This is a genomic window from Schaalia turicensis (genome assembly GCF_019380255.1).
Classification (GTDB): Bacteria; Actinomycetota; Actinomycetes; order Actinomycetales; family Actinomycetaceae; genus Pauljensenia; species Pauljensenia turicensis_A.
In genome coordinates this window covers 1,455,861-1,481,423 of record NZ_CP048928.1, presented here as the reverse complement: position 1 = coordinate 1,481,423, position 25,563 = coordinate 1,455,861, and the positions used below count along the sequence as shown (strand labels likewise).

The following is a 25,563-nucleotide window of genomic DNA, read 5'->3' as shown; positions in this document are numbered from 1 at the left end:
TTTGGGTATTAACCCCGGTTTTTTGGGAAGAGCCTCTGTGAAAATTTGATTTTTCACCGGCTCAATAGAGTTATCGGTGTTCGCAAATGGGGTTTGCGAACTTCTCTTTGGAAGAGTACCTTTACTATGGAACCGTTCTAAGCAACAAAGAAGGGGCGTTTGGGATGCGTTTGAGGGCAGCTCGACCTAAGGAGGGGATCTTCCGCATGAGGGGGAGCGGGCTTTTAGCAGCCCTTCTTTGCTGCCTGCTGCTGATAACACTTACACCTGCTGAGGCGATCGCGGCACCGCGATCCCTGGGCAACGATGGCTTAGAGGGCGGGCAACCCGGCACGATTAGGGGCAAGGTTTACGATGACCACCGCCACAACCCCGAGATCTACAACGCTTCCACGCGTCTCGACCCGCAGGACTGGCCGATCGCAGGCGTCAAGATGAAGGCCATGCTGATTAAGTCTGACGGCACGGTGATTATGTCTCGCGACGAGTTCAACAACCCGGTGCCGTTCGAGGCCACCACCAACGCGGATGGTGACTACACTTTCAACTTCCGTCCAGCGCTGCGCGAAGCGTATAACTTGCCTGCCGATGCAGAGAACCCGCGCGTACGTATCGAGCGCTTCGACCGGGTTCGGGTCTGGGTTGATGAGTCCAACTACAACCCTGGTGGCCCGCTTGCAGATTTCACCCCCAAGCGCCTCAACGGCGGCGGCCGCTTCAACGTCGTTGACACGCTAACCCTGTCATGGTTGGGAACCACAAACTACATTCATGGTTCGATCTCGAACTTCAACATGGCTTTCCGCCCCAAAACGAAGACCGCCGCAGACGAGAACGACGCTTGGAACAAGGATGATGTGAACGGCCACCCTGCCAGCCGTCAGTCTCCCGCCGACCCGCTGGGCGACGAGTACGACAAGAAGGGCAAGCACCTGCCGAAGAACCAGTGGGTGCCTTCGTCGCGTCACGTTGCGCCAGGTAAGCGCAACGTTGACACTAACCTTTTCCTGTGCGGCCACGTTTATGCCGACCGCACGTTCAGATTTGACCGCTGGGATAGCGCGCCGGGCAAGAGAGACCGAACTGCAGCTAAAGACCCGGCTGTGCCTGGCGTGCGAGTTGTGGTTTCTTCTTATGCCCAGGACGGCCTCGGCAAGCCGACGGACATTTTGCAGACCCGCTACGACTACACCGATATGGACGGCGCGTTCTGCATCGGCTGGGACGATGTATCCGAAGTTCATAACCGCCCGATTTCGGCGGGTGCTTCGCCTGCCAAGTTCATGGTGACCATCGAGCCGCCAGCGAACTATGAAGAGGCAGAGGCCGATATCAAGGCATTGATTAACAAGGATCGTCGCCCGCAGGCTGAGGATGCTGGCACCGAAAAAGCCAAGTCGGAAGGGCTTTATAACGAGCTGCTGAAGCCTGAAAATAAGAGCCGCATCCTGAAGGCAAGTTCTTCGGGCAGTGGTTTGCCCGAAGGTTTCGCCGCGGTTGGTGCCAATGGCTGGTATGGCACGATCCGCCCAGCTTATGGTAACGCAGGCGCCCCGTTTGGCACTGGTGTTTCTTCAGTCGATGGCGCCTGTGAGTTCCGCACAGGCTACTGTCTGCCCGACCTCCTGGTTTGGGAGGTTGCGCAGGCTGTGGGTCAGAATAACTACCAGTTGGCTGGAACTGGTCTCGATCTGGGTCTGATCCCAACCCTGCCCGAGGTGGATTATTCGCGGCACTCCACCGAGTCGGTGCTGGCAAACGAGAGCACCATTGATGAGCAGGAGAGCAAAGACGCTAAGACTATCTGGGCGAATATCAGGGTGCCGATGCCTGGCTTCAGCTACCGTTTGGTCGCCGTGCCGCGTGGTTCCTCCTGGGATTCCATTGCTTCAGAGCGAGGGTCTTGGTATTTCGCCAACGAAGAGGGTTGGGTCACCTCCGAGGATGTGGCTACCAAAAATAATGGCCTGATGAAGATGCAAGTGCCGGAGGGATTCCCGACCGGCGATTACCAGATGGCGCTGGTCTCCAAGCGCGAGCCGCAGAAGGATGCTTTGGGCAATTCAAAGGGCCAGACTGAGTACGACGTCATCAATATCGCGCCACTGCGGGTCACCGATTCCAAGGTTTTCACCTACACGGGCAATATAACTAAGGGTTCTGACGAGGCCGCCGAGAACGATAAAGCGCGGCAGGCCCGCGACGACGCTTACGGCAAGTCTCAGGAGGGCGAAGCCAGCTACACCGCACTGCCTGGCCAGAAGGTGTACACCAGCTATCTCGATTTGGGCGAGTCGCGTGACACCGATGAGGGCACGCACCGCGTCGAGCTGTGCGATGCAGATGCCGACGGCAAACTGAAGCTGACTGAAGGCAAGCCAACCTGCCGCGAGGTCGATTCGCAGATTCGCCCCGACACCAAGAAGAATGCCAACGGCGTAGTTGAAGTCATTGAAGACCAGTTCGCCCACAAGTCAATGGGCGAGTGGAATGTGCCGGTCGACCTTGCTGCGGGCAATTATCTGATGCGGTTGGTGCACACTAAAGCTAAGCAGGATTTTGATGTTACTAAGCCGATAGACGTAGGCACTAACTACCCGCTCAAGGGCATGACCATCCCGCGCGATGAGGTCGTCGATCAGCGTCCGTTCACGGTTCTTGAGCCGTTCATCGATGCGGTCAGCAAGCCGTGTGGCGAAGACGGCAAGACCGCCGGCGATGTTTCCGTGACTCTAAAGGGCCTGCACAAGGGCACCAGTTACACGCTCACGTTTAAGCCCAACGGCGACGGCACCGAGATCTCCAAGCAGATCACGGCGTCTTGCGATGGTGACGGCATTTGCTCACAGCAGGTGACTTTCACTGAGGCAGAGCTGGACGGTATCCGCGCTAACGAGGCGAACACCGGGCGCGGCGCGTTGACGCTGGCGCGGGGTGACACGAAGCTAGACACCGACTCGATGAGGGTGCTTTCCCAGAAACAGTGTGAAACCACCGGCGGGTCGGCGCTGGGTGACGGCTGGGAGTGGGATCAGCCGGAGATTGTCCTGCCCTATACCGAGATTCACCTGGGCTACACGCCAAAGCAAAATGCCGATTACGCGACGGAGATAATACCGGATCCCGACACCTACACTCAGTTCAATCGCATTAAATACGGTGGTTTCTATAAGAACGGATACAACAAAAAAGGCACCGATGCCGAAACGGCAGATGCCGGAAAATCGCTTACCGAAGCCGACTTCGAAACAAACTGCGTGGAGAACCCGACCGTCGGCGAACTGAACACTAATGGTGAAGCGAATCGAGATCAAGACAAGAATAACAGCTCGTTTTGCCACATCCCCTGCACGGAGGGCACCGGCGAGGGTTCTTGCCAGCAGCTCTACGGGGCCCCGTATGGTACGCCGGTCTATCTGACCCCGTATCGCCGCAGCCTTAACAGTGGTGCCCTTGCTACGGAAAATGCTGTTGCGGGCACTAAAGAGGCTTACCGTAACGGCCCGATTCGCGTGGAGGTGCGCGACGGCAAAGACTACCAGCCCGGCAGCGTATTAAGTGATCGTACTAAGGGCGGTAGCCAGAGTTCCGGCCAGTTGATCGTGTGGAACAGTGACGGCAAGTTGAAGAACAGCGTCCAAACCAAGGGAGACTTTTCATCGGCTGCCGGTGGTAGCTCGAACATTGACTACGGTGCATGGCAGTTCTACAACAAAGTCACCGGCAAGCCAGTCGATGGTTTTAATGACATAGTTTGGCGCGTGCGTGGCAACGGCAAATACTACGATGCTGTCTCCGGAAACACGGGCGAGCGTTGGCCGACACTTGTCTGGGGAAACCAGCCAGGTGGCGGGTCAGACGACTCCCGCACCTGGTGGAGTAATAAGACTGTCTGGGGAGGCTTACAAGGTGATAAGAAACGTTGGGAAAACGAGGTCGGTACAAACAAGGATCCCGGCTACTTCCTGGTTCGTCCCGGTGGCGAGAAGATGCCGAACAAAGACATCGTCCTGTGCAGCCCCAAGATGCAAAGGAATGATGACGGCAGTATTCCTGTAGACCAGATCACCGGCAAACTCAATACACCTGATGGTTGTGTTACTCCTCCAAACAAGTCCGAGCTGAACGTCGGTGTTCAGGTGCTCACCTTCGACTACCAGACCCAGAAGGCCGGCGACTACCTCAGTCGCGAGTGGATGTCCGAAACGAAGGTGCTGGACAAGAACGGCAACCCCGTGCTGGATTCAAACGGCAACGAGGTGATCCACAAGGGCGTTAACTCTGAGCGTGCTTTACCCAAGGCCCAGACCAAACAGGCTGTGTTGGTTCCCTACAACGCCCGCAGGTTCTACAACGAGAACTGGTCGAACCCGCGTCCGCACCAGTTCCACTGGGGCGAGCCGGTCGGCTTTGACGGGCGTTGGATTGTCGGACAGTACAACACCAAGGACTTCAACACGAAATCCACTGACAAGACCGAAGGTGGCGACTGGGCCTCGAAGCAGTGGGACACCTCCGATTGGACGTGGGACGCCCAAAATAAGGTATTTAAGACGGATAGTCTTGTCGACTGGAATGCAAAAGGCAGCTTCTGCAAGTACATATTCCGTTACCACAACGGAACCAACTATGCTGGCACCATTTCTAATGGCTACAACAACCAGAAGTTAAAGTTCATTCCGAAATACGAGCAGGAAAAGCTCTGGCGTGAGCTTGGCCTCGACATCGTCACGGTTATGTACAACGGCGATAACAATAACCTGCCCAGCGAACGCGTCGGCTGTGTGATCTCCACAGACGCCGAGGACGGCGTGCCGATCTATTCCAAGGGCAGTTTCATGGATAAGTACCGAAACACTCGTGGTAGAGCAGGCTTCGAGGCCCAGAATTACGACAAGAATCTTGAGGAATCGCTACCTGACGAATGGAACGGCAAACCCGCCAACTTCAATCCGCATAGCGCGGCTAATAAGCCCACGGGTCGCCTGCGCTACGGCGCTCCGCTCGGCATCCACGACCTGCAGGTCGACGTCATTGACGAGCCGCAATTCGCCTTTGGCACTCCCAATAGTCGCATAACGCTTCCCGAGCCTTGGCGCATCGAGGTTCTTCCTGACGTCGACCTGAAAGATCCCGTCATTACAGCCTGGACCGGCGAAGGCGCTTTCTCACCGGCTATGGATGGGGAGCAGCCTGCTTCGGGCACCACCGTCTGGAAGCAGGGTGACACCTATCGTGTGCATCGCGGAGATAACTTCGACCTGAAGTTCTTGGCTGGGCCTAAGGCTGGCGAGGCGGCATACCAGATCAAGAAGTTCGAGCCGATGGGCGACAACCGTCCTAAAGGCGTGAACCTCGGTGAAGCTAACAACGGCAAGTGTCTCACCGATGAGGGCGATGCTTTGCTTGCCACTGGCGATCCGGCGACGTGCAATAAGCGCATTATCAAGCTGGACGGCACGGTCGCGGGTGATGCCACGCTGGGCGTCTACCAGTACAAGGTGACGGCGACCAGCACCAACTCGTCCGACCACGGCGAGCACGAAGAGATCTCGTTCATCATGAACATTGAGGTACTGGCCGAGCCCGCTGCAAAGCCGACGCTTAAACCTGCCGATTTCTACGGCACGGTAAACAACCCGGTGACGTGGGGCCCGCTTGAATACACCCTGGGCAAGAACTCCGATGGCACCGACCAGAAGCTCGACTCCATGAGAGTGGTGAACCCTGCTCAGCTACCCGAAGGCGTCAGTTTCGGCACTAGATGCGAGATCCCAGGTGGCGAAGGCGAGCCGTGTAAGAAGTACGGCTACTACTTCATCGGCACGCCGACTAAAGAACAACAAACCTGGGTTGACGTCGAGTTGACCGTCCGCAACAATGACGGCAAGACCGCAACTGTCACCGCCAGGTACAACATGACGGTCGCCAACAACGAGACCGTTCTTACCGCGCAGACAATAACCGGTGAAGCAGGCACCTTGTTGGAGACCGAGACCAACTACGTTGGCAAGCCGATCAACTCGAAAGACGGGCACAAGTCGTACTCCCTGTTTGGCATGAATGGCGTCACGGCCAACATGAAGAAGGGTAGCGGGTTCACGCTGGAATACGAGACGCCACCGGCTGATGCGGCCGAGCTGAATAAATATCCGGTGCTCTCGCTAGAGGAAGTGCGCGACGCCCGCGGCAACCTAACCGATGTCGTGTTCAAGGGTCAGCTGAATAACGTCGGCGAATACAAGATGGTTGCTCGCTGGACCTACCAGGACGGCACCGTGGTGAAGGTCGCCAAGCTACCGATAACGGTGACGGTTGAGGACGCCACGCCTCCGAATATCGACGGGATAAACGATCAAGAGGTTTACCTTGGCGAGAACGGCCAGGTTGCTGCCGACACAGTTATCAACAACGTCTATGTCAAAGACAACGACGGCAAGGGTAGCTACCCGGTTGCGATAACTGGCCATAGCGCGACGGACACTGACCTGACTAGCGCCACATTCTGCGCGCCCGTTGTGGGTGACGGCGGAACTGCCAATAAACCCAGGAAGGTTTTCCACCAAGGCATCGAATACACTGAGGACGTTGGTGGCCAGACGCTGACCTTGACCGGCCAGCAGGGCAGGCTCAACGACAGCGGCGTGTTCGAGCCAGCAACCGACGTGGTTAACGACCCGTGGCAACTGACTGTCGGCACGGAGGGTAAGTCGGCGGGGACATACATGTGCCACGTGAACTTCACCGACGCCACCGGCAACACAGATCGCAACACCACGCAGTTCAGCCCGAACAAGTCGCTGAACAAGACCACTCATGTCGACGAGAACTGGCTTGGCGAGCGCACGTTCCTGCTTAACATCAAGCAGGCGTTGGAGCTGAACGTTATGCCCGACGAGGAGACGATCGTTAAGGGTTCGCCGATGTTCAGGCCGATGAACGTTGAGGCTTTCTCTCACGGGAATCCCTCGAAGATCAACGTTCAGACGCTTTGCGCCCCGTCCCAGGCCTCTGACGGCTCCGTTGACGGCCTACCTTCCGATCAAAACGGCCAGCCTTCGGTGGGGATCAGCGACACCAAGTTCGGTGTCGAAACGCCTAACGCCGACCAGATCGGTCTGGACGGCTACAAGGCGCGTACTGTCGCGAAGATTGACGGCAACGCAAACGACGCCCAGGTTGGCACGTACAAGTGTTACGTCTACGCAGTGGGCGAGGGCTTCACACTGAATGACGACGGCACGGTGAGTGGCGACGGCACGCCCATTGAGGGTGTCAACTGGGTGCGTAAGCCGATCACGGTTCATGTTGTCGAGGCTGTACTGCCCAAGACGGGCGTGTTTAGCCTCAACTACGTCGCGGGTTACGCGGCGCTGTTGATAGTTGCTTTGGCAGGGGGTGGCTACCTGTATCGGACTAGACGTGGAGAGTCCAGGGCTTAAATGGGGTCCGCCGGTAGGACAGCTGAAACTGGCCGATCGCTGGAAAGCCAAATAACTCATCTTGTGCCTGCTGGAGAGATCCGACACGCACAAGTTGGGACGAGATAACCAGCAATTCGAATCCTGGACATAGTAGGGGCATCGGAAGATGCCTGGCCCGAAACTTCGGGCAGCAAGGACATCAACCGATGTCAAAATGACATTGAAAGGAAAGAAAATGGCTAAGAAAAAGTCATTCCGAAAGCTGCTAGCAGCAGCTTTCGCGCTGACGCTAGTCGGCGGACTGGGCGCTGGCGGAGCAGCGAACGCTGCGCCCACTGGCACTGCCCCTTGGGCAGACGGAGCACCGACCACGGGCTCGATCAAGATCATCAAGACAGATGACAAGAACGGTGGCGCCAAGGTTGAAGGCGCTGGCTTCACCGTCACTCAGGTCGCCAAAATCGGCAATGATGACGTGAATACCACTACCTACGCCGGCTGGGAGACCATCGCCAAGAACATCGATGCGATGAATAAGGGCACCGCTACCGTTACTCCCGGCACTGTGCATCCTGAGCAGAAGACTGACACCAATGGTGAGACAACCTTCTCTAACCTCCCGGTAGGCCTCTACCAGGTCGAGGAGACCACGATCCCTGCTGGCCACACCGTGGATGTCAAGAAGTTCTACATGACCATCCCGGAAATCACCGGCACCGATTCGACCAACCTGACCTACAACTACGACGTAACCGTTAACCCGAAGAACGTCAACGAGTCCGGCAACGTCACCAAGAGCAACCCGTCGGGTAGCATTGTTGGCGCGGGAGCTAATACCAGCTACACCGTTACCGCCAAGCTGAACAAGTCCAAGGGCACCGAACAGGGCGCCAAGGATCTGACCAAGGCCGATATTCAGGGCTTCGCCATCTTCGATGACGTCCAGGTTGACGCTTTCGAAACTCCCGCCGCGGCAGTTGTAGGTGATGTGAAGGTCGGGGACACCAAGCTGACTCTCACCGATGATTACACTGTTTCTGTCACACCCGACCCGGCTGGTTACACCGCTGGTACGCGTACCCGTGTCCAGGTGACCTTCACCGACGCCGGCCTCACCAAGATTGCCACTGCCGCTAACGCTGCAGCTGGCACCAACGTTCAGGTAACCGCTGTCTTCAACCTGAAGCTCAAGGACGATCTGTCTGGTGCGAAGAAAGATAATGCCGGTAACGTTGTCGTAATCAACAAGTTCGGTTTCATTCCCGGCAACGGTGAGGGCGAGAACCCCTCCGACCCGGTTGTCCCGAACCCGGGCGATCCCGATCCGAACAACCCTAACCCTACAGACCCGACCATCAAGTTCGGCGATTTCCAGATCAAGAAGACCGACGCCACCGATAATGCTGCACTTTCGGGCGCAGAGTTCATCGCCTTCGCCCAGAAGGCTGACGCCGAAAACTGCGTTAAGACCGACGATCGGTCGAACTGTGCAGGAGTTGCTGCTGAGTACAGCACCAAGACCACCGGCACTGACGGCAAGACTGAGGCTTACAAAGCCAAGGTAGGCCAGGAATTCTATGTGGTTGAGAAGAAGGCTCCGTCGGGCTACATCCTCTCCAACAAGGTGACTGCGGTCACTGTTACTGCTGGTAGCAACATCTTCGAGACCGGTATCACCAACATCCGGACCAAGGACTCTGGCAAGTGGTTCAACCTGCCTCGCACCGGCGCCATCGGTGTTGGCATCTTCGCTCTGCTGGGCGCTGGCCTGGTAGCTGGCGGTACCGCAATGCACCTGCGTTCGCGTCGTCGTGAAGACGCCTAACAACGCAGCGGTAGATAGCCGTTGAACAGTGGGGGGCTGGCCAAACGGTCAGCCCCCCACACTCTCTAAAACCACACGCAGGCTAGGTACTGCGAAAAGACACGGTAGGAAGAATGAACGAAGATCTCCAAGGCCACAACGAGGCAACCGGCAAGGCTGCGCGAACCTCTCTTGCAGACGACGCTTATACTCCCGACCCCGAATACCGAGCCATTCGCGGCTCGGACGACCAGGCCAACGACAAGAAAGATCGCCGAAAGCGCTGGACACCACTAATCTTCATTCTGCTGGGCGTGCTCTGCCTGGCATACCCGATCACCTCCACGGTCTGGAATAATCATCAGCAGAAAATCGTCAGCGAGGCTTACAAAGACCAGGTGAATAAGCAGTCGCAGGAATTGAAAGACTCCTACATCAAGCGTGCCAGGGAATACAATGACACCCACAAGGGCTTCCCGGTGCTCGACCCGTACCTGGGCAACGTGGCCCCCGACTCGCCCGAATACCAGGAATACCTGAATGTGCTCGACCAGCCGAGCGGCATCATCGGCGTCGTCAAGATCCCCAAGATCCAGGTCAAGTTGCCGATACGGCACGGCACCGACCATGACACCTTGAGTGCCGGTGCCGGCCACATGTTCGGCTCCGACCTGCCGGTCGGCGGTGTCGACCGACACACGGTCATTACAGCTCACACCGGCCTGCCGACTTCCACCATGTTCGACCGGCTGACCGACCTGAAGATCGGCGACGAGTTCTTCCTCGAGGTTCAAGACCAATCATTCGGTTATCGCGTCACCAGAATCGACGTTGTGAAACCCAATGACCCGTCCCTGCTCGGCCGCGAAAAGGACAAGGATCTGGCCACCCTGCTCACCTGCACGCCCTACGGCATCAACTCCCATCGGCTGCTGGTGACCGGCGAGCGAATCATGCCGACCCCGCAAATCCCCGCGGTCGACGGCACCCAGTGGTCGTGGTGGATGATCCTGTTCTTGATTGCGATCGTGATTTCGCTGCTGATCGCGACCCAGGTGGCCCGCTACACGGCTGCCAGGCGCAAGAAAGAGAAGGAAGAGGAAGCCGCCGAGGGTGCTGAGGCTCCCGATTCACTTGCCGAACTCGCCTAGCCAGACTCGTTTTCCGTCCGGAAAACCTGGCTTATTTGAAGAATGCAGAGGCGTGGCGGCCTGGTGCTTCGCAGATTGTGGGTCAAGACTTGTTAGATGAGTGATGGTCATGCCTCACTTATCCATCATGGATGTCTTGCCTGGCGTAGTGAGCATGAGTGATTATGCAAATCGCTTCGTTCGCCATCGAGGCAATCACCGAACTTGATAAGAATATCTCCGTAATGAACATTGCGAGCAGTGCCATTCTCTCCATTCAAACCAGTGCGTGAAAGAGTGTTGTTCTTTAAGAACTCGAAGCAATCTTCTAACTTACGCTGTTCCCAAGCTGGCGTCGAAGGCGATTGCCGCTGTCTACTCTCAGCATCTCGAGTTACCGTGAATTCGCGAATTGCTAATAATCCTTCAATAATTTTGCAGGCACTAGCGACCATCGCTAGGGAAGTGAAACATCTTTCACTGAATTTGAAGTTTCGGGCATTAGCCCTGATGGCTCAAGAAATCAGGCAAACCCTGCAAGGGTGATGTGCGAGGCCTCGTCGAAAACTCCGACCACGATGAGCAGAATCGAAGACGAATAAATCTGCGATCACGGCACACTGGAGCGTGATCGGCGCGCCAACGTGGTAGTTGCGTGAAACTCGGCACAAACGCCAAAAGATATTGAGGTGAGGAGCCGCGACTCCCTATCATTGATACTTGCGCCTTATTATGCCCGAGGTGATCCGTATCCACCCCGCTGTATCAGGCGCTGAGCGGGATGGACGGAGTCAGATAATGGGCGAAGGCGTGTGTGCGCACCGAAAATGCAGGGAAGGATCCCCTTTGGCTGCCAGTAGCACTGCCAACCAGCCCAGGAACCGCATCTCATTCGCTAAGCTCGCCGAACCGCTTCAGGCCCCGAACCTTCTGGGCCTGCAGGTCGAGAGCTTCGATTGGCTGCTGGGCAATGACGCGTGGAAGGCTCGCGTCGAAGCCGCTAAGGCGGAAGGCCGTAACGACGTCCCCGACGTCTCCGGTCTTGAAGAAATCTTCGAAGAAGTTTCGCCGATTGAGGACTTGGGCAAGACCATGTCCCTGACGTTCAGGGAATGCCAGCTCGAACGACCGAAGTACTCGATCGAAGAAGCAAAGACCAAGGACTACACATACTCTGCACCGATGTATGTGACCGCGGAGTTCATGAACAACGAGACCCTTGAGATCAAGCGTCAGACCGTGTTCATGGGCGATTTCCCGCTCATGACCCCGCGTGGCACCTTTATCATCAATGGCACTGAGCGTGTTGTCGTCTCGCAGCTCGTCCGTTCCCCGGGCGTCTACTTCGAGCGCGTTTCCGAGCGTTCCACCGACCGTGAAACGTTCAGCGCAAAGGTCATTCCTAGTCGCGGCGCATGGCTCGAATTTGAAATCGACAAGCGCGATTCTGTTGGCGTTCGTATTGACCGCAAGCGCAAGCAACCTGTCACCCACTTCCTCAAGGCAATCGGCATGACCGAATCTGAGATTCGTGAAGAGTTTGCCGAATACCCGGTGCTCCTCGAGACCCTCGAGAAGGACACCGTCAAGACCCAGGAAGAAGCCCTCGTCGACATCTACCGCAAGCTCCGCCCCGGCGAGCCCGCAAACGTCGAATCGGCACGCACCCTGCTGAACAACTTCTACTTCGATTCGAAGCGCTACGACCTGGCAAAGGTCGGTCGCTACAAGATCAACAAGAAGCTCGGCACCGACGCAGACCCGAAGGCTTCGACTCTCTCCATCGATGACGTCGTTGCAACCGTGAAGTACATGCTCGCTCTGCACAAGGGCGAGAAGACCTTCCTCGGCACCCGCAACGGTGGCGAGGTTGTCGAACTCCGTGTTGAAGCGGACGACATCGATCACTTTGGTAACCGCCGTATTCGCGCAGTTGGCGAGCTCATTCAGGCGCAGGTCCGCGCAGGTCTGTCCCGCATGGAGCGCACCGTCCGCGAACGCATGACGACCCAGGAAGCCGACTCGATTACTCCTCAGTCGCTGATCAATATCCGCCCGGTTGTTGCAGCGATCAAGGAATTCTTCGGCACCTCCCAGCTGTCGCAGTTCATGGATCAGAACAACCCGCTTGCAGGTCTGACGCACAAGCGTCGTCTGTCGGCTCTTGGCCCTGGCGGTCTGTCCCGTGAACGCGCAGGCATGGAAGTTCGTGACGTCCACCCGTCGCACTATGGCCGCATGTGCCCGATCGAATCCCCTGAAGGCCCGAACATTGGTCTGATCGGCTCGCTCGCAACCTTCGGTCGCATTAACCCCTTCGGTTTCGTTGAGACCCCGTACCGCGTTGTTCGCAACGGAAAAGTCACCGACGAGGTCGAATACCTGACCGCAGACGACGAAATCGGTCACTACATTGCACAGGCCTCGTCCCGTCTGAACGACGACGGCACTTTCGCAGAAGACCATGTCCTCTGCCGTGTCGCCGGCGAAGACCCGACACTGATCCTGCGCGACCGAGTTGACTACATGGACGTGTCCGCACGTCAGATGGTGTCTGTTGCAGCAGCGTTCATTCCGTTCCTCGAGCACGACGACGCAAACCGCGCACTCATGGGCGCGAACATGCAGCGTCAGGCAGTGCCGTTGCTGACCACCGAAGCGCCGCTGGTCGGTACCGGTATGGAACGTCGTGCAGCACAGGACTCCGGTGAAATGATCATCGCCACCCACGCTGGTGTTGTTTCCGAAGTTTCGGCAGACATGATCATCGTTTCCACGGACGAAGGCGGTCGCGACACCTACCGTCTTGAAAAGTTCGAACGTTCGAATCCGGGCAACTGCACCAACCAGCGTGTCATCGTCGACGAAGGCGACCGCGTTGAGGCCGGCTCCGTCTTGGCTGATGGTCCGGCAACCGACAATGGTGAAGTCGCACTCGGCAAGAACCTGCTTGTCGCCTACATGTCGTGGGAAGGCCTCAACTACGAAGACGCGATCATCCTGTCGCGTCGCGTCGTTGAAGAGGACGTCCTCACCTCGATCCATATCGAGGAATACGAGGTCGACGCCCGCGAAACCAAGCTCGGCGAAGAAGAAATCACCCGCGATATCCCGAACGTCTCCGAAGAGTCACTCGCTGACCTAGACGAACGTGGCATTATCCGCATTGGTGCCGAGGTTACCGCTGGCGACGTTCTCGTTGGCAAGGTCACTCCGAAGGGTGAAACTGAGCTCACCTCCGAAGAACGCCTTCTGCGCGCAATCTTCGGTGAGAAAGCCCGCGAGGTTCGCGATACCTCCCTGCGTGTTCCTCACGGCCAGGAAGGCATCGTCATCGGCGTCCGCGAATTCAACGACGAAGAAGACGAACTCAACCCTGGCGTTCGACAGACCGTTCGCGTCTACGTCGCCCAACGTCGCAAGATCACCATTGGTGACAAGATGGCAGGCCGCCACGGTAACAAGGGCGTTGTCTCCAAGATTCTGCCGGTCGAGGACATGCCGTTCCTCGAAGACGGAACCCCGGTTGACATCATCCTCAACCCGCTTGGTGTCCCCGGCCGTATGAACGTCGGCCAGGTACTCGAATACCACCTCGGCTGGCTCGCTCACCAGGGCTGGGATGCTTCCAAGGCTGTCGAGGCCGGCGAAGCATGGACCCGTCACCTCCCGGCTGACGGCATCACCACCGAACCTGAGACTCTCGTGGCAACCCCCGTGTTCGACGGTCTTGAAGCCGACGAACTCGCAGGCCTGCTGCGTAACGTGAACCCGAACCGCGACGGCAACCGTCTGACGAACGAGCAGGGCAAGGCCCGCCTGTTCGACGGTCGTTCCGGTGAACCGTTCCCGTATCCGATCGCAGTGGGCTACACCTACATGCTCAAGCTCCACCACCTGGTTGACGACAAGATTCACGCCCGTTCAACCGGCCCATACTCGATGATCACGCAGCAGCCACTGGGCGGTAAAGCTCAGTTCGGTGGCCAGCGTTTCGGTGAGATGGAAGTGTGGGCGCTCGAAGCTTACGGTGCAGCCTACGCGCTCCAGGAACTCCTCACAATCAAGTCGGATGACACGACCGGTCGTGTGAAGGTCTACGAAGCGATCGTCAAGGGCGAAGACATTCCTGAGCCCGGAATCCCCGAGTCCTTCCGAGTTCTCATCCAGGAAATGCGCTCGCTGTGCCTGAACGTCGAAGCTCTCGACGCAGCCGGCAACGCCATAGACCTGCGTGACCAGGAAGAAGACTTCAACGCGCGCGAAGACCTCGGCATCACACTTGATGCCCGTCCGAACGCTGCGGCGACCATCGACGCGATCTGATAGGGAGAGATGACTTTGCTGGACGCCAAAACGTTCGACAGCCTGAAGATCACCCTGGCCACAAGCGATGACATCGCTTCGTGGTCACACGGTGAAGTCAAGAAGCCGGAGACCATCAACTACCGCACGCTCAAGCCCGAGCGCGACGGCCTGTTCGGTGAACAGATCTTCGGCCCCACACGCGACTGGGAATGCGCGTGTGGCAAGTACAAGCGTGTCCGTTACAAGGGCATCGTGTGTGAAAAGTGTGGCGTCGAGGTCACGCGCTCTAAGGTTCGCCGCGAGCGCATGGGCCACATCGACCTCGCCGCACCGGTCACCCACATCTGGTACTTCAAGGGCGTGCCCTCGCGCCTCGGTTACGTGCTGAACCTCGCTCCGAAGGACCTCGAAAAGGTCATTTACTTCGCCGCATACATGGTCACCGAAATCGACGAAAAGGGCCGCGACGAGGACCTCATGGATCTGCGCGCTGAACTCGAAGTTCAGAAGACGCAGATGGAAGACCGCCGTGACGACGCCATCAACCAGGCAGCCGAGAAGCTCGAAGCTGACCTCGCTGCTCTCGAAGCTGATGGCGCCTCCGCCGCGGAACGCGAAAAGCTCCGCAAGAGCGCCGAGAAGGACATGGCGCGCCTTCGTAAGCGCTTCGACGGTGACATCGACGGTCTTGAGGTCGTGTGGGATAATTTCACGAACCTGAAGGTCGGTGCCCTGATCGGTGACGAGCGCCTCTACCGCGCGATGGTCGCCCGCTACGGCACCTACTTCAAGGGCGACATGGGCGCAGCTGCCATCCAGAAGCGCCTGGAAACCTTCGATCTTGAAGCCGAAGTTGAATCCCTCCGTCAGACCATTGCGTCCGACTCCGGGCCTCGTAAAGCACGTGCCATCAAGCGCCTGAAGGTCATCAACGCCTTCATCGCGACCGGCAACTCGCCGGCATCGATGGTCCTGACCAAGATTCCGGTTATTCCGCCGGACCTGCGTCCGATGGTTCAGCTGGACGGTGGCCGCTTCGCGACCTCCGACCTCAACGACCTGTACCGTCGAGTGATCAACCGCAACACCCGACTCAAGCGACTGCTTGAACTGGGTGCGCCGGACGTCATCGTCGCGAACGAAAAGCGCATGCTGCAGGAATCTGTGGACGCGCTCTTCGACAACGGCCGCCGTGGTCGCCCCGTTGCAGGCCCGGGCAACCGCCCGCTGAAGTCGATCTCTGACATGCTCAAGGGCAAGCAGGGTCGCTTCCGTCAGAACCTGCTCGGTAAGCGCGTTGACTACTCTGGCCGTTCGGTCATTGTCGTCGGCCCGCAGCTGAAGCTCCACCAGTGTGGTCTGCCCAAGCAGATGGCACTCGAGCTCTTCAAGCCCTTCGTCATGAAGCGCCTCGTTGAGAAGAACTACGCGCAGAACGTCAAGGCAGCGAAGCGCAAGGTCGAGCGTCAGCGCCCCGAGGTGTGGGACGTCCTCGACGACGTTATCCGCGAGCACCCCGTGCTACTGAACCGTGCACCTACCCTTCACCGTCTGGGTATCCAGGCGTTCGAGCCTCAGCTCATTGAAGGTAAGGCCATTCAGCTGCACCCGCTCGCCTGTGGCGCGTTCAACGCTGACTTCGACGGTGACCAGATGGCAGTCCACCTGCCACTGGGTGCCGAGGCTCAGGCTGAAGCGCGTATCCTCATGCTGTCGACGAACAACATTCTGAAGCCGTCCGACGGTCGCCCCGTTGCGATGCCGTCACAGGACATGATCATTGGCCTGTTCCACCTGACTTCGGAACCGGATTCGACGATCGAAGTTGCCAAGGATTCTGCCGGCAACCCCATCGTTCCGTCGTTCTCCAGTGCCGCTGAAGCGATTATGGCGTTCGACATGGGTCTGCTTGACCTCAACGCGAAGGCTCTCATTCGCTTCGACGGCATCGTTCCGCCGGCCGATTGGGAAGCACCTGAAGGTTGGGAACCGGGCGACGATGTTCTGCTCGAAACCAGCCTCGGTCGCGCAATCTTCAACGAGCAGCTACCGGTTGACTACCCGTTCGTGAACGAGGTCGTCGGCAAGAAGCAGCTCGGTCAGATCGTCAACACCCTGACCCAGCGTTACCCGAACGTTCTGGTTGCAGAATGCCTCGATGCCCTGAAGTCGGCCGGCTTCCACTGGTCGACGTGGTCGGGTATCACGATCGCGTTCTCCGACATCCAGGCGTCGCCACGCAAGGAAGAAATTCTTGCTGAATACGAGGCTCGCGCAGCCAAGATTCAGGAAGACTTCGACGCAGGCTTCATCCTCGAAGAAAACCGTTACAAGGACCTCGTTGACCTTTGGCTCGAATGCACCCAGAAGGTTGCAGATGACATGCGCGGTAACTTCGACGATCGCAACACCGTGTACCGCATGGTCAACTCGGGCGCGCGTGGTAACTGGTCGCAGGTCCAGCAGATCGCAGGTATGCGTGGTCTGGTGTCCGACCCGAAGCAGAAGCTCATTGAGCGTCCGATCAAGGCGAACTACCGCGAAGGCTTGACCGTTCTCGAGTACTTCATCGCAACGCACGGTGCTCGTAAGGGTCTTGCTGATACGGCACTTCGTACCGCAGAGTCTGGCTACCTGACTCGTCGTCTGGTTGACGTCTCGCAGGACGTCATCGTTCGTGAAGAGGATTGTGGCACCCGCCAGGGCGTCAAGATCAAGATCGCGAAGAAGGTCGACGGCGTTTGGGAGGCTCTCGAAACGGTTGAGACCACCGCATATGCGCGTAACCTTGCCCGCGATGCTGTGAACGAAGCCGGCGAGGTCGTCATGCCCGCAGGCACCGATCTTGGTGACGATGAGCTCATCGCACTTGCGCAAGCAGGCGTTGAAGAGATCACCTGCCGTTCCGTCCTCACCTGTGAATCGCAGGTCGGCACCTGTGCTGCCTGCTACGGTCGCTCGTTGGCTACCGGCAAGCAGGTTGATATTGGTGAAGCAGTTGGCATTATCGCCGCTCAGTCGATTGGTGAGCCCGGTACTCAGCTCACGATGCGTACGTTCCACACCGGTGGCGCCGCATCTGCAGCTGATATTACCCAGGGTCTGCCACGCGTTCAGGAACTCTTCGAGGCTCGTAGTCCGAAGATGGAAGCAAAGATGAGCGAGGCCGCTGGTCGCGTTCACATTGATGACGAGGATCCGTCGGTTCGTCGCATCATCATCACTCGTGATGACGCGAAGGAAGATGACGTTATTGAGGTCTCGCGTCGTCAGGAGCTTCTTGTTTCTGAAGGCGAGCATGTCGAGGCAGGTAAGCCTCTGACTGAGGGGCAGCTTGATCCGAAGGAAATCGTTCGCATCATGGGGCGCTCCGTCGCGCAGAAGCAGCTTGTTGACGAGGTCCAGAAGGTCTACCGCGATCAGGGCGTCGGTATCCACGCGAAGCACATTGAGGTCATCGTTCGCCAGATGTTGCGTCGAATTACCATCCTTGAGCCCGGTGATACGACTTTCATGCCCGGCGAGCTTGTTGACCGTATGGCTTACCTGGCGCAGAACCGCAAGGTCGCTGCCGAGGGCGGGCAACCTGCTTCCGGTCGTCAGATGCTTATGGGTATCACGAAGGCGTCGCTGGCAACCGACTCGTGGCTGTCGGCGGCATCCTTCCAGGAGACGACGAAGGTTCTCACTGAGGCAGCGATGAACGGCAAGTCTGATTCGCTCGTTGGCCTGAAGGAGAACGTTATTCTCGGTAAGCTCATCCCGGCTGGTACCGGCTTGTCGCGTTACAACCGAGTCACCGTTGAGCCGACTGCGGAAGCGCTTGCTGCTTCGAACTACACGCAGATGGACTTCCAGGATGGTGGAGTTTCCGAGGACTTCCTCGATGCTCTTGGTGCGATCGACTTCGGTATGTCGTTCCGTGAGTAGTAGTTGCTCTTTAGCCAGGCAATGACCGGCTAAATACGAGGCGTGGCGCTTGATGTGATTTGTTCGCTCGGGCGCCACGCTTTGTATATGTTGTCGTCTGCCTTTCGGCGCTTGTTCACCGTCGGCGAACGGTGAACAAGCGCCTGTTCGCTCAGAGCGAACAGGTTGTATTTGGTGCGCCGTCGAACGAGCGCGGGACACAGAAGTTACGAAATGTGACTGTAAATCGTGAACAAGCGCGGGGATGAGGAAGCGGTATCAGACGCGAGGCGACACCGTAGTGCCTAGGCAGTGGCAGGGGTGCCGAGTGGCAAGGGCGGAAATGTCAGTAAAACGGTGGATTGATTCGGTCAGTAGAGACAGGCGAGGTGTCAGGCGTGGACGCGAGCGCGTCTCATAGTGGCCGGACAAGCGTCAACCTGCAGAAGTAGCGTGAACACGGAATTCAATATCTTCGAACAGTCTGGCAAGTCTTCCCAACGGAAACGGATGAACTGCCAACCGTCAGCCTCTAATTGTGTCTGTCGTTGAACTTGCTTGGCCGTAGCCTCGTCAATCTCTAAGTCACTGTCTCCATACTTGAAACGCCCGTCAAACTCGATTGCGACGTGAGCCTCAGGAAAGCAGAGATCGAAGAAGAAGCGGTTGCCGTTACTTGTGACTTCGTACTGCGTTTCAATGCCAGCTAGTCCGCTTGAACGCAGAATCCATAGGATGTGGCTTTCTCCAGGACTCTCGCACGCGGCATCGGCGTGAGTGAACAGCCAAGAGCCGTCCGCGCGATGGCGGTGGCCCGATTCGAGCTGTTTGAACTGAGCGATCAACGACTGCCTGAGTGTTCGAAGGCGTTTTTTGAATCCAATGCTTCTGCTTCGTGTGTTCTCAATCAACAGGCGCATCCCCGAGCAAGCCATCGAGAAAGCTAGCGCACCGCACTCCTGCACTGCGAGCGTCAACAGCGCGTCATGTAAGGTCAAACTCCGCACTCCATCAATCCTGCACGTGTGATTGGCGATAGGAAGCATCCGGTGAAACACGATTGTGGCGCGACTGGCTAGTACTTCTTCGCCGAGAGTGACCGCTGGTAACGCCTTTGCGGAACGCGTTGAATTTGACAGGGAAGCCATATGGACGTCGCCGGGGTAATCAAACGCGCGGGCACCGTGTAAGTACGCTGCTGATATACCCGTTGGAACGCATCGCGGATGAGTGTGCTGAACAGCGATAATGCGAGCGAGTTGGACGGCCTGTTCACGTTGCCAATGCTGAGGAAGTGTCGAGAGGTAGGTGACGCTCAGGAAAGCCCCTCTTCGTATTTCGACGTTGTACATGAGTTCGTCGCGCGAAGCTCGGTGCGGGCGGGTGAATGTCATTGCCTTGCGGACGTCGCGGATGCGAGGCGCCTGGAAACGGTGCATGGGGACCTCGATTGTGGGCTGAGGGGGGAGTAGGTGTCTAGCTTCCGCGATGGAGGAGGAATGTGCGAGGCTCCCTAGAGCGAAATGTTGATAAGTCGGGGTGTGTGAAAACTGTGGAAAACTACCGCGCTTGTTCACCGTTGCGGAACTCAATACGGGGAGGGAAGCGCGTAGTTTTGCGACTTTGGCGCGCTTGTTGAAGCAAAGCGCTCCTAGGCGTTCAAGTCCGTCAGCGTTTGGAAAAGGGTTCGCGGTGCCCTAAATGAGGGATCGTTGGTGGTGAACAAGCGCGGTGGGTGGGGCGGGCGGTGGTGAACAAGCGCGGTGGGGGAAGTGGGGCGCACCTCACGAGTTGTGCCTTTGACCAAGAAACCCCAAGCCTCGTAAACTAGACGAGGTTCCCGTGAATTTACGGGTTCTCTTTCGTCAGCTTTCGCTGACAGTGGGCTCCGTCCGTCGGAGCTCCGGGCGTCATTCTCTGGCCAGCCGAACGGTGGCTATCATGGCGCACCGGCCCCTTGGCGGACATGCGTGTGTCCGTAAGGGGATTCGTCAAGCCATGGATGACTAGACAAGGGCCTTTCGCGATTGCTCAATCGAAAGGCCTCCGACGGAAAGAAACTGGAGAACCAGTGCCTACCATTCAGCAGCTCGTCCGCAAGGGTCGTAGCTCGAAGCGCTCGAAGGTGAAGACCCCAGCGCTTAAGGGCTCGCCTCAGCGACGTGGTGTGTGCACCCGCGTGTACACCACCACCCCGAAGAAGCCGAACTCAGCCCTCCGTAAGGTTGCTCGTGTGCGCCTTTCGTCCGGCATTGAGGTTACGGCGTACATCCCCGGTGAAGGCCACAACCTGCAGGAGCACTCGATCGTGCTCGTTCGCGGTGGTCGTGTGAAGGACCTCCCGGGTGTCCGTTACCGTATCGTTCGTGGCTCCCTCGACACCCAGGGTGTTCGTGGTCGCCAGCAGGCTCGTTCCCGCTACGGCGCGAAGAAGGAGAAGAAGTAATGCCTCGTAAGGGCCCAGCTCCTAAGCGTCCCCTCGTCGACGATCCGGTCTACGGCTCGAAGGTCGTGACCCAGCTCGTCAACCGCGTACTCCTCGACGGTAAGAAGACCGTTGCAGAGCGCATCGTTTACGGTGCACTGGAGACCGTGCGTGAGCGCACCGAGCAGGAACCGGTTTCGGTTCTGAAGCGCGCTCTTGACAACATTCGTCCCGCCCTTGAGGTTCGCTCCCGCCGTGTTGGTGGCGCGACCTACCAGGTTCCGGTTGAGGTTCGCCCCGCGCGCGCCACGACCCTTGCCCTGCGTTGGCTGGTTGACTATTCGCGTCAGCGTCGCGAAAAGACGATGACCGAGCGCCTCGCGAACGAGATCCTGGATGCCTCCAACGGTCTCGGCGCCGCCGTGAAGCGTCGTGAGGACATGCACAAGATGGCCGAGTCGAACCGCGCGTTCGCTCACTACCGCTGGTGATTTTGGGTGACGAGGCCGGGATCTTCGGTCTTCGTCAACCTTAATTTTGCCCGCGAATTCACAATCACTTCGAGCGAAGGATCGCACTCGTGGCACTAGACGTGCTTACCGACCTTAACAAGGTTCGAAACATTGGCATCATGGCTCACATTGATGCCGGCAAGACGACCGTGACGGAACGCATCCTGTTCTACACGGGCATTAACTACAAGATCGGCGAGACCCACGACGGCGCCTCGACGACCGACTGGATGGAACAGGAAAAGGAACGCGGCATTACGATTACGTCCGCCGCTGTTACCTCTTTCTGGAACGGCAACCAGATCAACATCATCGACACCCCCGGCCACGTTGACTTCACGGTTGAGGTTGAGCGCTCCCTGCGTGTGCTCGACGGCGCTGTTGCAGTCTTCGACGGTAAGGAAGGCGTTGAGCCACAGTCTGAGACCGTGTGGCGTCAGGCTGACAAGTACGAGGTTCCGCGTATCTGCTTCATCAACAAGATGGACAAGATGGGCGCTGACTTCTACTTCTCCGTTTCGACGATTAAGGATCGCCTCCACGCGACCCCGATCGTCATGCAGCTCCCGATCGGTGCAGAGAATGACTTCGAGGGTCAGGTTGACCTGCTCTCGATGGAGTCCCTGCGCTACCCGGCAAAAGACGACAAGGGCGAGGCAACCCTCGGCTCCCTCGTTGTTCGTGGCCCGATCCCCGAGGATCTGCAGGAACGCGCGGAAGAATACCGTGAACTCATGATCGAGGCTGCTGCGGAAGGCTCCGACGAGCTGACCGAGGCATACCTGGAGAATGGTGAGCTGACCGTCGAGCAGATTAAGGAAGGCATCCGCCTGCTGACGATCTCTGGTCGCGCATTCCCGGTTTACTGCGGTACCGCTCTTCGTAACATGGGTGTTCAGCCCGTGCTCGACGCGGTTGTTGACTTCCTCCCGTCTCCGCTGGACGTTGAGTCCGTCCGTGGCTTCAAGCCCGGTTCGGAAACCGAAGAAGAGACCGAGTCCCGTAAGCCTGACGAGAACGAACCGTTCGCAGCTCTTGCATTCAAGATTGCTGCTCACCCGTTCTACGGCAAGCTCACCTTCGTCCGCGTGTACTCCGGCAAGGTGGACTCTGGCGCACAGGTCTTGAACTCCACCAAGGGCAAGAAGGAACGCATCGGCAAGATCTTCCAGATGCACTCCAACAAGGAAAACCCCGTGGATCAGGCACATGCTGGCCACATCTACGCGGTTATCGGCCTGAAGGACACGACCACTGGTGATACGCTCTGCGCAATCGACAAGCCGATCGTTCTCGAATCGATGACGTTCCCGAAGCCTGTTATCCAGGTTGCGGTTGAGCCGAAGTCGAAGGCTGACCAGGAAAAGATGGGCGTCGCAATTCAGAAGCTCGCCGAAGAGGACCCGACCTTCACGGTCGAGCTCGACGCTGAGACTGGCCAGACGATCATCGGTGGTATGGGTGAGCTTCACCTGGACATCATCGTTGACCGTATGCGTCGCGAATTCAAGGTTGAAGCAAACGTCGGTGCTCCGATGGTTGCCTACCGCGAGACCATCCGCAAGAAGGTCGAGAAGTACGAGTACACGCACAAGAAGCAGACCGGTGGTTCCGGTCAGTTCGCGCGTGTCATCATCGCTCTCGAACCTATCCCCGCAGGCTCCGAGGAAGAGTACGAGTTCGAGGACAAGGTCACTGGTGGCCGCGTTCCGCGCGAGTACATTCCTTCGGTTAACGCTGGTATCCAAGACGCCATGCAGTCCGGTGTTCTCGCCGGCTACCCGATGGTTGACATCAAGGCAACGCTCCTCGATGGTGCGTACCACGAAGTTGACTCTTCGGAAATGGCGTTCAAGGTTGCCGGTTCGATGGCTTTGAAGGAAGCCGCGAAGAAGGCAAGCCCGGTTCTTCTTGAGCCGATCATGGCCGTTGAGGTCCGTACTCCTGAGGAGTACATGGGCGACGTCATCGGCGACCTGAACTCCCGTCGTGGACAGATTTCGTCCATGGATGAGCAGCACGGTATCCGCGTCGTCAAGGCACAGGTTCCGCTCTCTGAAATGTTCGGATACGTTGGCGACCTGCGTTCCAAGACGCAGGGCCGTGCAGTGTACTCGATGGAGTTCGACTCCTACGCGGAAGTTCCGCGTAACGTCGCTGACGAAATCGTCGGCAAGTCCCGGGGCGAGTGAGTCCCGATCCGTCGCGTTTCGCTTGCTCGCGCTAAGAAATTAGCGCGAGCGTAGCGACCCGCCTCACATACCAACAATTTCCATGTAGGTTTCGGCCGGCTGGGTGTTAGAGTTGCACGTAGCCAAAGGCTAGAAAAACTACCCGAGTCCAGGAGGACACAAGTGGCGAAGGCCAAGTTCGAGCGCAGCAAGCCGCACGTCAACATCGGTACCATCGGTCACGTTGACCACGGCAAGACCACGCTTACCGCAGCAATCACCAAGGTTCTGCACGACAAGTACCCGGAACTGAACGAGTTCACCCCGTTCGAAAACGTCGACAACGCTCCTGAAGAGCGTGAGCGTGGCATTACGATTAACGTTTCCCACGTCGAGTACCAGACCGAGGCGCGTCACTACGCACACGTTGACGCCCCCGGCCACGCCGACTACGTCAAGAACATGATCACCGGTGCAGCTCAGATGGATGGCGCAATCCTCGTTGTCGCCGCCACCGACGGCCCGATGGCTCAGACCCGCGAGCACGTTCTGCTTGCTCGCCAGGTGGGCGTTCCGACGATCCTGGTTGCCCTCAACAAGGCCGATATGGTCGACGATGAGGAAATGCTGGAGCTCGTTGAGGAAGAGTGCCGCGACCTGCTCGAGTCCCAGGACTTCGATCGCGACGCCCCGATCATCCAGGTTTCCGCGCTGAAGGCTCTCGAAGGCGATCCGCAGTGGGTTGCTAAGGTCGAGGAGCTCATGGAGGCAGTCGACACCTTCGTGCCGACTCCTGAGCGCGACATGGACAAGCCGTTCCTCATGCCGATCGAAGACGTCTTCACCATCACCGGCCGTGGCACCGTTGTTACCGGTCGTGTTGAGCGTGGCAAGCTCCCGATCAACTCTGAGGTTGAAATCCTCGGTATCCGCGAACCGCAGAAGACCACCGTTACCGGTATCGAGATGTTCCACAAGTCCATGGATGAAGCATGGGCAGGCGAGAACTGTGGTCTCCTCCTGCGTGGCACCAAGCGCGATGAGGTTGAGCGCGGTCAGGTCGTTGCCGTTCCCGGTTCGATCACCCCGCACACCAACTTCACCGGACAGGTCTACATCCTCAAGAAGGAAGAAGGCGGTCGTCACAACCCGTTCTTCTCGAACTACCGTCCGCAGTTCTACTTCCGCACCACGGACGTGACCGGCGTCATCACCCTCCCCGAGGGCACCGACATGGTCATGCCTGGCGACACCACCGAGATCACCGTCGAGCTCATCCAGCCGATCGCTATGGAGCCGGGCCTCGGCTTCGCGATCCGCGAGGGTGGTCGCACGGTTGGTTCCGGTCGTGTGACTGCGATCGAGAAGTGATCGACTCCGGTCGGGCGTTCCGCTGAGGCGGGTCGTCCGGACCGGGTGAGAGCTTCGGTCCAGTGGACCTCGAAGGGCCGCCATCCCCGTCAGGGGGTGGTGGCCTTTTCGCTTTTTGTGCGTGCTTGTTCGTGGTTGTTTGTGTGCTTGTTCGTCGGGGCGGCGTCGACGGCGGATACGGAGTACACGGTTAAAGGGGCGGTGTCGGGGCACTTTGCTGCGTTGGCGTCGAAGTCGCCTGCGACGGGTGGTCGTGATATTCAGTTCAAGTTCACCTGGACTGGTGAGCAGACGCCTGAGGGTGCGGATGCGAAGACTCAGGCGGGTATTACGTGCACGGTGAAGTACAAGCCGCCCCGGCTGGGCCGAACAACCCGACGCCGTCTGAACCCTCGAACACCACCAATTCGAGGCCGCGAAAGATCGCGAAGACCGGCTTCAATGGAACGCTCTTTGGCGGACTCGGAATCCTCTGCCTGGTTGCGGGTGTGTGTGCAGTTCGTCAGAAA

At 58.0% G+C, this 25,563-nt stretch carries 10 protein-coding genes; 9 read left to right on the top strand and 1 reads right to left on the bottom strand.

Features of this window, described 5'->3' with window-relative positions:
* Positions 1 to 86 precede the first annotated feature (86 nt).
* From G5S47_RS06525 to G5S47_RS06505, 5 genes are all read left to right on the top strand, one after another.
* A complete protein-coding gene (locus tag G5S47_RS06525; RefSeq protein ID WP_219585418.1) occupies positions 87 to 7,442 on the top strand; it encodes a hypothetical protein in 7,356 nt (2,451 codons plus the stop codon).
* Between the two features lie 217 nt (positions 7,443 to 7,659).
* A complete protein-coding gene (locus G5S47_RS06520) occupies positions 7,660 to 9,249 on the top strand; it encodes a SpaH/EbpB family LPXTG-anchored major pilin (protein WP_006681512.1) in 1,590 nt (529 codons plus the stop codon).
* Between the two features lie 113 nt (positions 9,250 to 9,362).
* Positions 9,363 to 10,379: a class C sortase gene (locus tag G5S47_RS06515; RefSeq protein ID WP_219585417.1), complete on the top strand. Its 1,017-nt coding sequence runs from the start codon at positions 9,363 to 9,365 to the stop codon at positions 10,377 to 10,379.
* An 825-nt stretch (positions 10,380 to 11,204) separates the two neighbouring features.
* On the top strand, positions 11,205 to 14,684 hold the full coding sequence (gene rpoB, locus G5S47_RS06510) for a DNA-directed RNA polymerase subunit beta (RefSeq protein ID WP_006681508.1): 3,480 nt from the start codon (positions 11,205 to 11,207) through the stop codon (positions 14,682 to 14,684).
* Between the two features lie 15 nt (positions 14,685 to 14,699).
* A complete protein-coding gene (locus tag G5S47_RS06505; protein WP_219585877.1) occupies positions 14,700 to 18,596 on the top strand; it encodes a DNA-directed RNA polymerase subunit beta' in 3,897 nt (1,298 codons plus the stop codon).
* A 371-nt stretch (positions 18,597 to 18,967) separates the two neighbouring features.
* Here G5S47_RS06505 and G5S47_RS06500 read toward each other — a convergent pair whose 3' ends face one another.
* The gene (locus G5S47_RS06500; RefSeq protein ID WP_219585416.1) at positions 18,968 to 20,014 is read right to left on the bottom strand and encodes a putative endonuclease domain-containing protein; all 1,047 of its coding nucleotides are present in this window, start codon (positions 20,012 to 20,014) and stop codon (positions 18,968 to 18,970) included.
* A 632-nt stretch (positions 20,015 to 20,646) separates the two neighbouring features.
* Between G5S47_RS06500 and rpsL the strand changes: the two genes are divergently transcribed.
* The 4 genes from rpsL to tuf all read left to right on the top strand — a co-directional run bounded on the left by rpsL (position 20,647) and on the right by tuf (position 25,054).
* Positions 20,647 to 21,021, top strand: coding sequence for a 30S ribosomal protein S12 (gene rpsL, locus G5S47_RS06495; protein ID WP_006681505.1), 375 nt, complete (start codon positions 20,647 to 20,649; stop codon positions 21,019 to 21,021).
* Positions 21,021 to 21,491 carry a 30S ribosomal protein S7 gene (rpsG, locus tag G5S47_RS06490; protein ID WP_006681504.1) on the top strand — a complete coding sequence of 157 codons (471 nt, stop codon included), beginning with the start codon at positions 21,021 to 21,023 and terminating at the stop codon, positions 21,489 to 21,491. The genes rpsL and rpsG overlap by 1 nt, the downstream gene beginning before the upstream one ends.
* Before the next feature lie 89 nt (positions 21,492 to 21,580).
* The gene (gene fusA / locus G5S47_RS06485; protein ID WP_006681503.1) at positions 21,581 to 23,704 is read left to right on the top strand and encodes an elongation factor G; all 2,124 of its coding nucleotides are present in this window, start codon (positions 21,581 to 21,583) and stop codon (positions 23,702 to 23,704) included.
* 162 nt (positions 23,705 to 23,866) lie between these two features.
* Positions 23,867 to 25,054, top strand: a complete 1,188-nt coding sequence (tuf, locus tag G5S47_RS06480) for an elongation factor Tu (protein ID WP_006681502.1) — start codon at positions 23,867 to 23,869, stop codon at positions 25,052 to 25,054.
* The last annotated feature ends 509 nt before the right edge of the window (positions 25,055 to 25,563 follow it).

Bases quoted from the DNA above. Each gene is read 5' to 3' on its own strand.
- G5S47_RS06520 (WP_006681512.1), top strand. From the start codon at position 7,660: ATGGCTAAGAAAAAGTCATTCCGAAAGCTGCTAGCAGCAGCTTTCGCG.
- G5S47_RS06515 (WP_219585417.1), top strand. From the start codon at position 9,363: ATGAACGAAGATCTCCAAGGCCACAACGAGGCAACCGGCAAGGCTGCG.
- rpsG (WP_006681504.1), top strand. From the start codon at position 21,021: ATGCCTCGTAAGGGCCCAGCTCCTAAGCGTCCCCTCGTCGACGATCCG.
- G5S47_RS06500 (WP_219585416.1), bottom strand. From the start codon at position 20,014: ATGCACCGTTTCCAGGCGCCTCGCATCCGCGACGTCCGCAAGGCAATG.
- G5S47_RS06525 (WP_219585418.1), top strand. From the start codon at position 87: ATGGGGTTTGCGAACTTCTCTTTGGAAGAGTACCTTTACTATGGAACC.